General features: G+C 58.6%; 8 protein-coding genes. 7 read left to right on the plus strand and 1 reads right to left on the minus strand.

Features of this window, described 5'->3' with window-relative positions; all coding sequences use genetic code 11:
• Positions 1-39 precede the first annotated feature (39 nt).
• From cobG to BK660_RS27345, 5 genes are all read left to right on the plus strand, one after another.
• Positions 40-1,347 (plus strand): precorrin-3B synthase, encoded by a 1,308-nt coding sequence (gene cobG / locus BK660_RS27325; RefSeq protein WP_311202913.1) that lies wholly within the window; start codon positions 40-42, stop codon positions 1,345-1,347.
• On the plus strand, positions 1,340-1,966 hold the full coding sequence (locus BK660_RS27330) for a precorrin-8X methylmutase (RefSeq protein WP_123435960.1): 627 nt from the start codon (positions 1,340-1,342) through the stop codon (positions 1,964-1,966). Before cobG ends, BK660_RS27330 begins: the two co-directional genes overlap by 8 nt.
• Positions 1,966-2,697 carry a precorrin-2 C(20)-methyltransferase gene (locus BK660_RS27335; RefSeq protein WP_123436030.1) on the plus strand — a complete coding sequence of 244 codons (732 nt, stop codon included), beginning with the start codon at positions 1,966-1,968 and terminating at the stop codon, positions 2,695-2,697. The genes BK660_RS27330 and BK660_RS27335 overlap by 1 nt, the downstream gene beginning before the upstream one ends.
• Positions 2,697-4,400 (plus strand): precorrin-3B C(17)-methyltransferase, encoded by a 1,704-nt coding sequence (gene cobJ / locus BK660_RS27340; RefSeq protein ID WP_123435961.1) that lies wholly within the window; start codon positions 2,697-2,699, stop codon positions 4,398-4,400. The genes BK660_RS27335 and cobJ overlap by 1 nt, the downstream gene beginning before the upstream one ends.
• A 328-nt stretch (positions 4,401-4,728) precedes the next feature.
• Positions 4,729-11,829 (plus strand): TcdA/TcdB pore-forming domain-containing protein, encoded by a 7,101-nt coding sequence (locus BK660_RS27345; protein WP_185045229.1) that lies wholly within the window; start codon positions 4,729-4,731, stop codon positions 11,827-11,829.
• Positions 11,830-11,843: 14 nt separating this feature from the next.
• Here the strand turns inward: BK660_RS27345 and BK660_RS27350 are convergent, their stop codons facing one another.
• Entirely contained in the window at positions 11,844-12,440 is a 597-nt protein-coding gene (locus tag BK660_RS27350; protein ID WP_007937197.1) for a MarC family protein, read from the minus strand.
• 158 nt (positions 12,441-12,598) lie between these two features.
• On the opposite strand from BK660_RS27350, the gene BK660_RS27355 reads away from it, so the two are divergent.
• Together BK660_RS27355 and BK660_RS27360 are read left to right on the plus strand one after the other, a co-directional pair.
• Positions 12,599-13,270, plus strand: coding sequence for a hypothetical protein (locus BK660_RS27355; protein ID WP_123435962.1), 672 nt, complete (start codon positions 12,599-12,601; stop codon positions 13,268-13,270).
• Between the two features lie 160 nt (positions 13,271-13,430).
• Positions 13,431-14,237, plus strand: coding sequence for a hypothetical protein (locus BK660_RS27360; protein WP_123435963.1), 807 nt, complete (start codon positions 13,431-13,433; stop codon positions 14,235-14,237).
• The last annotated feature ends 1 nt before the right edge of the window (position 14,238 follow it).

A 14,238-nucleotide genomic window follows, 5' to 3' on the forward strand; every position in this document is an offset into this window, starting at 1 on the left:
TTTCCCACACAGCCGGTCGCCCCCTTGAACGAACGTCCGATGTCCACTGCCTTACGCCCCTCGGCTTGCCCGGGGTTGCTGCGTATTGTTCAGGCATTGGATGGCGGCATCTGCCGGATCAAGTTGAATGGCGGCTCGATCAGCGCCGATCAGGCTGATGCGGTGGCGAATGCTGCCGAACGCTATGCCGGGGGCGTGATCGAGGCGACCAACCGCGCCAACCTGCAAATTCGCGGGATCGGTGGTGAACACGCAGCCTTGATCGACAGACTGATGGCGGCCGGGCTGGGCCCGAGCAGCGCCGCTGGCGATGATGTGCGCAACTTGATGCTCAGCCCGAGCGCGGGGATCGACCAGCACCTGTTGATCGACACGCGCCCGTTGGCCGGGCAGGTTCTCGCCACGTTGCAAAGCGATGCACGCTTGCACGACCTCAGCGCCAAATTTGCCGTGCAGCTGGATGGCGGCGAAGCCTTGGCGATGCTCGAACATCCCCATGACCTGTGGCTTGCAGCGGTTGAGTGTGACGGCGAACAACGCTGGGCGTTCGGCCTGGCCGGGTGCCCGACAGACGTGCCCGCCGGTTCGGTGGCGCTGGATCAGGGCCATGCGCTGGTCGTCGCGGTGCTGGAGTTGTTTCTTGAAGCGGCACGTCCCGAGCAGACACGCATGCGCCATCTGCTCGCTGAATGTTCACTCGACGAGTTTCTTGCTCGGCTGGCCGAGCGAGTGCCGCTGAAAGCCATCGAGGGTTGGCAGCGCATCGCAGGTCCGAATGCCTTGCACATCGGCGCACATGCGCAGCGTGACGCCGAGCGCGTGTACATCGGCGCAGTGCCGCCGCTGGGGCGTCTCGATCCGGCGATGCTGCGCGGTGTCGCACAACTGGCACGGGAACATGGCGATACAAGCCTGCGTTTCACGCCGTGGCAAAGCCTGTTGCTGCCCGGTGTGCTTCTCGACGATGCAGCGCAAGTTATCCACAGCCTCGAACAACTTGGGCTGCGCTGCTCGGCCGACGATGCCTTGGCGAACCTGATCGCCTGCACCGGCGCTACCGGTTGCGGCAAAGGCCTGGCCGACACCAAGGGCGATGCCCGGCAACTGGCCGCGCTGTTGCAACGCCAAGGGCAGGCGCTGAATGTTCACCTGTCGGGGTGCTCGCGTTCCTGCGCCGCTGCGCACATCGCGCCGATCACCTTGCTGGCGGTTTCTGCCGGTCATTACGACCTCTATTTTCGCGATGCAGCACAGCCCGGTTTCGGCGCGCTGCACGCACGCAATCTTACTATTGAAGCGGTCGCAGCCTTGCTCGACGACCGCTCACGGAGCCCCCTAGATGCTTGATTACATCCGCGACGGTCAGGAGATCTATCGCAACTCCTTCGCGATCATTCGCGCCGAGGCCAACCTGGCGCGCATCCCCGCCGATCTGGAGAAACTCGCGGTACGCGTGATCCACGCCTGCGGCATGGTCGATGCCATCGACGGCCTGCAGTTTTCCGAAGGCGCGGGCAAGGCCGGGCGTGAGGCGCTGGCCGCCGGCGCGCCGATTCTGTGCGACGCGCGGATGGTCAGCGAAGGCGTGACCCGCACGCGGTTGCCGGCGAACAACCAGGTCATCTGCACCCTGCGCGATGACAGCGTTCCGGACCTGGCCCGCGAGTTGGGCAACACCCGTTCCGCCGCTGCGCTGGAGCTGTGGCGTCCGCACCTGGAAGGCAGCGTGGTGGTGATCGGCAATGCGCCGACCGCGCTGTTTTACTTGCTGGAAATGCTCGACGCCGGTGCGCCGAAACCGGCGCTGATCCTCGGCTTCCCGGTGGGCTTCGTTGGTGCTGCTGAATCCAAGGCTGCGCTCGCCGCCGACAGTCGCGGTGTACCGTTTGTGATCATGCAAGGCCGGCTGGGCGGTAGCGCCATGGCTGCCGCCGCCGTCAACGCCCTCGCCACGGAGATCGAATGATGCAGCAACCTGGACGCTTGATCGGCCTGGGCGTCGGCCCCGGTGATCCGGAACTGATTACCGTCAAAGCCCTGCGCCTGCTGCGTGAATCGCCGGTGGTGGCGTACTTCGTCGCCAAAGGCAAAAAGGGCAACGCCTTCGGCATCATCGAAGCCCATTTGCAGGACGCGCAAACCCTGCTGCCGTTGGTGTACCCGGTGACCACCGAAGCACTGCCGGCGCCGTTGTCGTACGAGCAAGTGATCAGCGATTTCTATGATGCGGCCGGCGAAGAACTCGCTACGCATCTGGACGCCGGCCGTGACGTGGCAGTGATCTGCGAAGGCGATCCGTTCTTCTACGGCTCCTACATGTACCTGCACGATCGTCTGGCCGAACGCTATGAAGCTGAAGTGGTGCCGGGCGTGTGCTCGATGCTCGGCGGCGCTTCGGTGCTGGGCGCGCCGTTGGTGTACCGCAATCAGAGTCTGTCGGTGCTGTCCGGCGTGCTGCCGCACGACGAGCTCAAGCGTCGGCTAGCCGATGCCGATGCGGCGGTGATCATGAAGCTGGGGCGTAACTTTCCCAAAGTCCGTCAGGTGCTCGAAGAACTCGGCCTGGCGGAGCGTGCGCTGTACGTTGAACGCGCAACCATGGCCAATCAGAAAATCGTCCCGCTGGACCAAGTCGAGCCGATGTCTTCGCCGTACTTCTCGCTGATTATCGTTCCCGGCGAAAGGTGGCAAGGCTGATGGCCCGTCCCGTTCCGGCGATTGTCATTCTGGGCAACGGCAGCCTCGCAACGGCGCGCAAAATTCAGCAGGTTTATCCCGGCGCATTGATCCATGGCCTGGCTGAACGGGTTGAAGGCGCGGACCGTGTCTATCACGAGTTCGGCGCAACCTTGCGTGAGTTTTATCAACAGGACACGCCGATCATTGCCCTGTGTGCGGCCGGCATTGTCATTCGCACGCTGGCGCCGTTGTTGCTGGAAAAAGGCGCCGAACCGCCGGTGCTGGCCGTGGCCGAAGACGGCAGCGCCGTGGTGCCGCTGCTCGGCGGGCTGGGTGGCGTGAACGTCATGGCGCGAGAAATTGCGGCGGGGTTGGAGGTCGCTGCGGCGATTACCACCAGCGGTGAATTGCGCTTTGGCACTTGCCTGCTCAATCCACCCAGCGGTTACGCGCTCGGTGATCTGGAACTGGGTAAACGCTTCGTCTCGGATTTGCTCTCGGGCAAGAGCGTGCGCATCGAAGGCGCGGCGCCGTGGCTGGCGCAGGCGCAGTTGCCGGAAGATCCCCAGGCGCCATTGTCGATCCATGTCGGCAGTGCCGAACGCACGCCAGCGGCCAACGAATTGCTGATCTACCCGCGCAGCGTGCTGGTGGCGGTGAGCGCCGATGTGGCGGACCTGCCGACTGCGATTCGCGCAGCGCTGCATCAGGCCAACATCGCCGTGCAATCGCTGGCGTGCCTGTTGGCCAGCGATCTGCACATGGCTAGCCCGGCCTTACGCGAAGCGGCGCTTGAGCTGGGCGTGCCGCTGCGGTTTGCGTCGGTCAACGGCGGCGTCAGCGAGCTGGCCCGCCACACCGTGCCGAACGCTACCGTTGTGTCGGCAGATACCGGCCTCGCCATCGCGGTAGCCAACGAGCCACTGGAGCTTGCACAGATCGGGCGTGCACGCGGTCGTCTGGCCGTGATTGGCCTGGGTCCTGGCGCTGCCGAACTGATGGTGCCGGCGGTCAAGGCCGAACTGGCGCGCGCCAATGACGTGCTGGGTTATGAAACCTACGTGCGCATGGCCGGGCCGTTTCGCGAAGATCAAGTGCTGCATTGCACCGACAACCGTGAGGAAATGCAGCGCGCTCGCCATGCGTTCGAACTGGCAGCCCAAGGGCGCTCGGTGGTGGTCGTATCGTCCGGCGATCCCGGCGTGTTCGCCATGGCGGCCGCGGTGCTCGAAGCGTTGCACGAATCGAGTGAGCCGACCTGGCACAGCGTTGATCTGGAGATCCTGCCGGGCGTTTCCGCTTCCCTGGCAACCGCCGCTCAGGCCGGTGCGCCACTGGGGCACGACTTCTGCGTGATGTCCCTGTCGGACAACCTCAAGCCTTGGGCAATCATCGAGAAACGCCTGGATTTGGCGTCTCAGGCTGACCTGGCGCTGGCGTTCTACAACCCGATCTCGCGTTCGCGTCCCTGGCAATTGGGGCGGGCACTGGAGATTGTCGCGCAGCACCGCACCGCACAAACGCCCGTGGTACTGGGGCGGGACATTGGTCGCCCGGGCCAGACCTTGCGCGTCACTACGCTGGGGCAGTTGACCCCGGAGCAGGTGGACATGCGCACCATGGTGCTGATCGGCTCATCCACGACCTGTGTGTTCCCGCGTGCCGAGGGTGGCCAGTGGGTGTATACGCCTCGTTGGTACGGCGACAAGCCCTCTTCGTGAGTGTCGGCGGCCTCTTTCTGAGGCCGCTTTTATAACGGTCTGCCGTTAATGAACAGGAAGTCATTGCGGCAGGTCGTTCGATGTTTTGATGTAAGTCGATGTTTTGTTCAAGTGTAAGTGCACTGTCGAATTTGTTGGCGGTTGTTCTTTTTCTGGTCTTTTGCCTGTTGTTTTTTAATGTCTAAAGTTTCTGAATGTTTGGTTGGTCATTAATTGTTTGTTTTCTTCTTTGAAGCTGATAAATCGTTAGGTTAGTGTTGTTTTATAACTGGATGGGTTCTCCGTCCTGGTGGGTAACCCGCTTTTATTTTTACAGGGAAGTATCTTTATGGGTGAACAAGCAGTTCGTCACGTACACGGCTACGTCAATTTTATTGATCTATTCAAACTGTCCGATCTTGAACAGGCGTTGCAGGAACATAAAGGTACAGATGAATACGACGCGGTATTTCGATATTACTTTGCTTGTATCACAGTGCTCGATTTTCCAAGAATGTTTGCGCCGCTGGGTTTGCTGCGCGAGGCCCTCGGGTCTTTCGTTGAGCCCAAGCGCCGGCGTCGACGCGCAGCAGGCGTGGAACAGCCCACTGCACAGCAGGGCGACGCAGCGCCGGGGCTGACTGAGATCCGCGACAGGGTCGAAGGCTTCCACTCGCGCTTGTCCAATAGCATTGAACAGCTGAGTACCGCCGCTACCGAAGTGCCGAAAAATCTCCACTTCGTCTGGCTGGGTGGTGGCTTGGGAAACATTCAGCGCGACTATATTAATGTCTGGCAAAAGGTGTTGGCCGGGCAGGGTTATACCGTAAAACTCTGGTACGACAGTGATGCATTACTGGCCTATGAAACCAACCGGATCATTGTCGAGGCCGCGAAGGCCGATGCGATGGTGAATGGCGGTCATGGCAGCGAATCGTATCTTGATCTTGTTGATAAGTATGAGGAGCGGGCCATTGTTCTCAAGCAACAAATGTTCGCACATATCAACAAGGCGGTAGCGCGCGGTATTAATGCCGATGATGCGCGAATTGATCTTCTGGTTCGTGGATATGGCCAGAATGAAGCGAACTTGAAAGCCTTGCGGGACAAGAATAGCCAGAGTATTTCGTCAATGGGCGAGGGCGGTGTGGAACTCCGTGATATTGCAGCGAATGAAACACCGCTGCACATGCAGGCCATTTACCAACGGGAAATCAGTCTGCGAGGCAACTTTGCCGCAGCCTCCGATGTGGTGCGCATCGAGGCCTTGATGGCTGAAGGCGGAAGTTATGCGGATGTCGATAACCTGCCACCTCTTCTGGAGACGCTGGGCGGGGTGGACATCAGTCAATTCAGAAAGGATGCGTGCCTGGGCGTATTGCAGTTGTTGCTGGATCAGAACCCGGAATGGATGCCGGGTCGTGAGGCATCAAGAAGCAAGTACACAAGCTACTTTGAGCGCATCCCTGAAGAACATCGCCCGGCGCTGGAACGGTTCGCGAAAAGTCGTCCAGGGTTGAATAGCGTTTTTCGCGCGCCCGCAGAACGTCTCGTGCGGCCGGACGGACTGCGAGCGGTTGCCGAAGGGGGCAGCCTGAGTAATGCGTTTCTGATGGCGCATTCCGGATCCGCGATGGTCAGCGCGGTGATCAATCGCTTCAATCTCAACTATGAAATCGTTGATGCCACGGCCCGCTTGGCTATGGAGAAGCAGGTCTCGGGCGATGTTGAGGTGGTAGGTCGTATCGCGCTGGAGGTCGTCGAAAAACAATTCGGTTCGTTGCAAGCGCTGCCAATGGATGTAGAGCTCGCCCTGTATTTTCTGGCAAAAGCTGCGACCTTCTACTACAGCGACGGTATTCGCCCGCAAAGCGAAGTGACCATCTATCTGACCGGGCCCGCTGCGATGCGCGATGCGCTCGCGGATTACGCAAGCAGACATTTCACCCCTCGCGCAGCGGGCGCCTGGCGAACGGATGTGGCGATTGACCCCACCGCAACGGTGAACCGGGCCACCGAGGAGGAGTTGGACCACTCCTGGAAAGAAAATGAAAGTGACACCGAGGCGTGGTTCAAGAACGAAAAGCAACGGTGGGAAACCGGGCAATTCAAGGCGCGTTACCTGGGTAAAGTGGATCAGTTGCTAAGGGGGCAGACGGTTCATTTCGACCAAGGCTGGCCAGTCATTGAAGGTCGACATGTGTTGTCGACTGAACTGCTGCAATCCCTGGCGGAACAGCTTGGCGAACCGTTTTTGCGTGCGATGAGTCAGCGGACCAGCGGTGAGGTGACTTTCGACAAACCATTGCAGCTGAGTTTTGACGAGCGTCAATCCATCCTTGCGCAGGAGATCGCGCCACCGCCGTTGCTGGTCGGTGAGTCGGCCTCCGCAGAGTTGGCTTTGGATGAATTGCTTCATCGAATTGGCCGAGGGATGTTGCAGGTTGAGCAACTTGATCCGCGACAGCGGCTGCTGATCGGTTCATTGCTGGGCGCGCGGGCCATGGATCAACGCAACTTTGATCACGTCCGCGCGCGGCTGGAGAACCTCGCTAACAATGTGTCTGAATTGGGCGTGTCACACCGTTACGGGGCCATTGAGCGGGAGCTGTTCAAAGAAAATCATCCGGCGTTCGTTAACGGTTTGGCCAGTGCCTCGACACCGTCAGTGGCGTTGTCCGAGACCAGCATTGAACTGAAGAAGCAGGCACTGGAGCAGTCGCTGACCTTGCTGCAATGGGGACGCCAGGTCGCCCGGATTCAGCAAGTCGCCAAACTCGAATTCCGTGACCGCATCAGCGAGCGCATGACCGATGTGCTGGAAAGCTTCGATCAAGGCACCTTCAAACTGGTGCCACAGGACTTGTTGCTCCAGGGCGTCGGTGACCGGATCGCCGGGCGTTGCTATCCGTTGGCATTGGCCATGGCGGCGGCGATCAGCAAGGGGAGCGAAGCGGGCAACCTCCTTCGCGAGCGGTTTTACCTGGCGGTCATTGAACCCGGTACCCGCGATTCGAATGCATTCGTGAGCGTTATCGAAGAACTTCGTGACGTCGATATCCATGACCTCGGCGGGCTGGTAGTGCGCTCCGATCTGGCACAGGTGATTGCGACGCTTGAAGCGAAAGCCGGCAGCAGCACGTTGATGCTCAACTCGGATAACCACTCGATGCTGCTGGCCAAAAGTGTTGTGGACGAGCGCAGTACTTATCATTTCTACGATCCGAACTTTGGTGTTTTCGAGTTCAATACCGCGCAAGCGCTCAGTGCCGCATTGACCCATTTTTTTGTTAGCCAAGAGATGGCCGGGCCTTACGCCGCTTACGGGGAGCCCGGTCGTCCAGCCTTTGATTTGATCGAGCTCGACGCTGACCGCCTTAATGCAACGGTGTTGTCGTCGGGTGTCCCGGTGTCGAGTCTTTCCGATTCGGGCAGCCTGCCAGAACAGGCGCCGCGGGTAAGACAGCGGCTGGCGAGCGCGCGAGGGCAGTCGCTGGTCACCCATGGGGTACTGGGCAGTTCGTTGCTGGAACTGGACGCCCACTGGTGGGGTGGTCAGATCGCCCAGGCGACCCGCCAGTTGCAGGCGCAGCACGGGCTGTCGTCGAGCGCTGTGGCGTTGTTCGAGACGCTGGAGATCACCCCCGCAGGCGAGTACAAAATCAGTCTGGTCGATGCTGATCCGGCGCAGACCATTGTGCGTCTCACCACCGATGATCCGCGATTCCTGAGAATCAAGAACTACCTCTCGCAAACCTTCCGTACGCTGGCGGCGCAACCGCATGAATCGGCGAGCGTGTCTGACCCCACGGAGGCGGGCAGTGTCCATACCCTCAATGCCGGTTTCACCGTGCAAGCCTTGATGAACGCGCTGCGCCATCACGAGGGCGCGGCCAGCGGGGGTGACAAGGCGCTGACCACGGCCATTCGTTTGCATGCCTATGTCAATTACGCCCAATTGGTCCACGGCAACGTGGTGGATGTGGTTGGCGTTGTGACGCTTGTGCGTCAGGCACTGGACGATGAAAAACTGATCGCCCGCACCAGCGCGCCGTTGGTGCAAAAGGCGTTGGGGCATGTGGCCAATGAAGGCGTCGGCACGGTGTTGGGGATGGTGAATGTCGGGTTTGATATTTACCAGTTAAGCCGTGCCACCAATGACATTGAGAAGGCGCAGTTCGGCACACAGCTGGCGTTCGACTCCGCGAGCGCCGTGTTGGGCGCCGCCGGACTGGGTGCGGCATTGGCCGGGGCGGGTACGGTGGCGGCGGTGCTGGGCGGTGCCGGAGTGATTCTGGGGGGGCTGGCGGTAGGCGTCGCTGCGCTGGCCGAAGGGTTTGCCACCATTGCCGAGGAAGCCAAGGAAGTCGCCCGGTTTTTTGAGGGGCTGGAAAAGGCTTATCGAGAGGGCGGCTATCATCTGGACAAGGCCTCGAATGCCTGGATTGCGCACCCCTTGCCGGTATTTGCCGAGCTCGATTTGCGCGCATCCTGCGTCCGTTTCGACAGCCCCAGGCTGTTCCCGCTGCGGGACCATTTCGGGGTTCCCGATTTCGATGTGAATTACGACCGCGCCACCGACATTCGCGTGGGCCTCGGGTTGCCCGACTCCGCGCCTTTCGCGCCGCAGCCCGGGCAGGCGATCGTTTTGCCTGGCACACCCAAAACCTGGTACGGCTATGAGTACACGTTGCTGCCGTTTGTCACGTTTCGTCATGCTGGCGGCTTCGATACGGCCCGTCGGCTGGAGAAAAAGAATGAACAGGGACAATGGCAGTTTCTGTTTTCGTTCTACTCGTTTCCCGGCGAGTACGTGGTCAGCCGGCTGAACCCGGTCTACAAGCCCACGGTGTTCAACGTGCGTCTCGACAACATCGAACGTTCGCTGGTGGTGCCAGCCCTGCCAAAAGCGTGGCATGGACTGGTTTCCTACCGGATCGAAGGCGCCGGCGCCCAATGTTCTGTACTGCTCAATCCCGGGGTGAGCCTTGTACTCGACGCACCCGGTCACACGGCCATGCGCTGGGTACTGCAGGCTCCCTGGTTGACGGAGGCAGACATCCGGATAGCCGCTGCGGGCAGGCTCGTTTCGGATACGCTGGGTGTGAAGTTCAGTGGCGCCGGCGTTCACGATGTGTTGCTCAAACTGGCGGGCAACACAATCATGCGCGTTGATCTTGTTGCCCTGAAGTTGGAGGTGGTCGAGGCAGAGGCCGATCCGGCGCTCGGGGAACAAGCGCTGCTGGATCACTTCAAGTCATTGGCCCGCGAACATCGACTGGCCATGCCTTACACGTCCGTTCACAACTTCGTGGTGCCGTTCGAAAAACCGGACGAACCGAGAACGGTGGCTGCGTATTACGACTCGGCGCAGGATCGCTTTCTGTATATCCGCGACCCGAATGTCCTGCTGGCCGATGAAGCTGTGCTGGGCGCAGTGGTCGAGGGCTCGGCCTATTTCTATCACCCCGCGAGTTTCGATGTCTGGCAGGTCGACGCGATCACCGGCACGCTGGTTCAGCGCTACCGTTTGCTAGTCAGGGATGGCTTGACCATTGCCCGCTGTGAGGCCGTGGCCAACGGCGGTATTCAGATTGTGCAGCAGTCCGTTCCCAAGGACGGCCAGCGCGATGAACTGACTTTCCTGATCCATGGGCAAGCCGTGTTGCTCGGCTCGATCACCCTTGGTCAGGATCCAGCACTGCAGGCGGTTTTAGAGGCTGACACCCTGACGGACTGGAAACAGGTACTGGGCAATTATTTGGTGCCGCCAGCGTCCATCGATACCGTGGACTGGCGTCCCGGTGCGCTGGTTTCGATCTGTTGGCAGCGCGAAGACAAATCCCGTGATCTGGTCTGGGTCCGCGATGTTGACGGGTTGATCATCCGTGCACCCGCCCGGCGTCACCATGTGCGGGGCTGGAAGGATTCCATCAAGGCCTTGAATACCCTTTTGCTTATTGCTGCTGACGGTGCCGAGGGCGAGGTGTTCGTGACCTACGACAAGGAGATTCAACGCCTCGTGCGCCAGCAAAGGTCGATGGTCGAGGGGCGCGTGCAATGGTCTTCCACAGAAATTGCCCCCACAGGGCTGAAAAATGTTGTCGCCGTTGAGCAGGGGCATCTCGCCCTGACCGACGCGGGCCTGTTTTTCAATATGACGCCAGAAGGCTATCTGCGCTTGGGCGGATTGAGCGAAACCTGGTTCAAGGATCGAGCCCGGTGGTGGTCCGAACTGGCGGCGGTGTCGACGCGGTATCCGGTGTCGAGTTTCGCACTCCTTGGGTTGAGCAACTTTACGGGGGACGCCGGTGTGTGCGCCTGGTACCTGGAGGATCGACTGTTGCTCGCAGACCTTGGTCATGGCAAAGAAGTGCGGTTGCTGAGTATTGTTCCGGACAATCAGGCCGCTTGGTTGTTCGATCTTTCAACGGGCAAGATTTTCAGCCAGCGCTTTATCGAAACGACACACTTGGACGCTGCATTTGGCCAGGGAACCCGGCTTTTGCACGCTGAGGCATTGCCCGCTCCGATGCAGGAATGGGCGCCCTGGCTCTTTACCGACGTGAAAGTGGAGGGGGCGGGCCTGAAGGCAACAACGCTTGATGGCATGGAGGTGGATTTACAGCACAACGAACCGGTCCGGATTACGGGTGTGGACAGCCGCTGGGTTGCAGCACTGGAAGGGCCATTGAGTGAGGGGCTGGCAGCGCTGGCGAACGAATATCGCTGCGCCGATTTCCTGTCCGTCAAAGACCCCGACAGCCTTCAATGGTATGTGGTCCGCAGCGGACGATTGATCCGGATTCCGAAGGCCGCCGTTACTGCGCACTACACGCTGGTGGGCACCCGGGATCAAACCAGTGTGATGCTGCACGAACGCGAAGATGGTTTGTTGCACACCTATCCGCAAAAGAGCACGGTCGGGCCGCTCGACTATGTCCAGCGTAACGCCGAAGTGCTGGTGGTCGAGGGGCCGAAAACGGCCCATGACCTTCTGCCGTTGATTGCCGATGATGTCAGCATCCTGGTGCTCAAAATGGGTCAGGGGACTACGACAAGCCGACTGACCCGAGCGGCCTGGTTGAAACTTGACTCGGTCATCGTCGATTGTCGTTATTCGCTTGAGCGGCCACCCTCGATTCCGGGAAAACTGATTCTGGACCCTTCAATCATGGATCAGTTATGGGTAAGCCTGGTCGATGAACACTTGGTGATGAACGGCCTGGACAGCGGGCACAGCCTGATTTTTCGCGGTGTTTACTCCGCGGATGTGGCGTTGCGAGGTGACGTGTTCCTTTCGCTCAATGGCTATCGGTCACGTGCGGTTTCGGAAATAGTGACCGAGTTACTGAGGTTAAAAGGCGTTGCCGGCAGCGCCACGTTAACGGAGCTGATGTCGAGTTCTCAGGTCGAGGTGGTCGCCGAACCGGCAAATTCCTGGGCGTAGCGTTCCCGGACTGATTACGGCACCAGATAACCTTTCACACCCGTGAAGATAATCTGTGCCGCCAGCGCGCACACAAACAATCCCATCAATCGGCTGACAATCTGCAAGCCCTGGTCTCCGAGAATGCGTTCGATGCGGTTGGACAAATAAAGGACCACGCCGACCGTAAAGCTGGCCAGGGCAATGCTGAGAATGGCCGTGAGTTTGTCGTCCCAGTGCGGCTGGCTCACGCCCATCACCAACAAGGCACCGATGGTGCCGGGGCCGACCGTCAATGGAATTGTCAGCGGGACGATCGTCACGTCCTGTTGCACATTGTCGGTCTGCACCGCCGACTTGCCCTGGGCCATGCCGAGTGCCGAGATAAACAGCACGCTGCCGGCACCGATGCGGAACGCATCCACGGTAATGCCGAAGACACTGAAAATTACCCGTCCGAACAAGTACAGCAAGACGCTGGACACGAGCGTGGCGGTGGCCACTTTCCAGGCCAGCCGACGCTGTTCCTTGCGTGAATAACCGCGGGTCAGGCTGATGAAGCAGGACAACACGAAGAATGGGCTGTAGAGCACCAGCATCTTCAGGTAAACGCTGAATAACACGTGGAGCATGGTGGTCGCTCTTAGGTCAGGGAAGTCGAAGGGAGTCTATCAGGCGGTACGGGGGCTGTCGGCTAACAGGCGGGGAGTTGTGAAGCGTTTTTTCAAGCGCAGGAGAAGATTCTGCGCAGCGTTAAATCAATCAATGGAATGTAAAAAGGAGCATCAAAATGGAATTTGCGTCACAAGAAATTACTCGGAGCATTACGCCGCAAAATGGCGCTGCGGTTTTGCACAATAGTTTGCTGGGTTTAAGCGCTCAGCTGTCGAGTCAGGACAAGCAGTTCGTCAAAAACAGCGTTCGATATGCCAAAGCCCGGGCGGACCAAAAATACAACAGTGTCAAACACGCGGCTGAGTGGTTCGAATACTACTCCGGGGTAATGTGGTCTATCGGCTGGGGACTTGATCAACCTCTGGTGGAGGTGATTGACAGGAAGTTCTCCGGAAGTGTGACGCGAGCTTATCTGGACGTCATGTCCAGCAGGGTTTCACGCAGCAAGCTTGCAACACTTGAAAGTGCCTTAAACATGCTGCAGAGCGATGAAGTGTTGCAAGGAACGTTCGCCGCCACAGTGAGAGCCTCAGGTGAGTTTGAAGTATTGCCCGCCAACCGTGAGCCGGACGGCACCCTGGGCATATTCTTGAGCCATGTTCGTCTACTGAAACTGGATTGGTCGACGGGCTTTTGGAGCGTGGGGCACTCGATGGCGCAACTGGATATCCGTGTTCGACAATTTACCATTCGGCAGCGAGTCATTGAGAAAAACCGCAAGGAGTTGCAGGACGCAATAACAGAGTGGGGGGATAAGGAGTTTATCGATTTGCTGTTTCGTGACTAACGCATGTTCAAAAAGTCGAGTTGGGTTTTAGTTGGATTCTTAAGTGTTGTTTCCTCGATTGGTAATTATTTGTATGTGTTCCGAGTTGAGTTGTGAACTGGGGTTGAGTAGTGTTGTCTTCGAGCTGGATTGGCTCTTATTAACAACAGGAAGTTGAATTGTGAATGAAGTAAAAATGTTGACTGAATCGGAACAAACTGCGTTTATTTATGACTTGGTTAAAAGTTATCCTGCATCCGAGGCTAAACTGCGGGTTGCAGGTTTGTCCGCGCGTTCGGGGTCGAGCATTATCAATCTCGACGATATTCAAGCAGTTGTCGACGGCCCTAACGTCATCGGTATGTTTGACGGGATGAGTCGTCGTAACAAACGAATCGCACTAAATACTTATCGGTTTGCCGAAATCATGGCCACTAACAAGTACCCGGCCAAGCATCAGATCGAACAACGCTTTCAGTTTCTGATCAGTGTACTGACAGCGATGAAGTGGACCAAAGTCGTTCAGGTGTCCAAGGCGTATGAAAAGAAGACACAAAGTCTGACCATGGCCAATGTAGCGGTCGATATTATTAGTGGCGTAGTGAAGGGCGTCGCTGGAGGTATTGGTATCCCCTCGCTTGTCGCTGACACACTGGGATCCCTCAAACAGGATGAAAAGGCGCTCAATCTTTTCAATCGCTCTGTAGAGAAAGATCAGGGTCGCCGCTTTGGTATGGCCTCCTGTGCACAGGACAAGGATGGTTCCGTCAACATGGCTGTCGCAGCAGTCAACTATTCCAAAGAGCCTGGTAAAGATGGCGGTGTGTTGTTCTTTGAGTGGAAAAGTTCGGAGGTGGAAGTTTATCAGGACACAGCGTATTTGGTCATTCATGAGGAAGACTACCCTGGTGCAAGGGAGGCGACTGTGAATGCCTATCTGGACGAGCTTGATGAGCGTGCGTTTCAAGCCATTTTAGCCAGTAAGTAAC

Origin of the sequence: Pseudomonas brassicacearum, assembly GCF_003732265.1 — a bacterium.
Classification (GTDB): domain Bacteria; phylum Pseudomonadota; class Gammaproteobacteria; order Pseudomonadales; family Pseudomonadaceae; genus Aquipseudomonas; species Aquipseudomonas brassicacearum_D.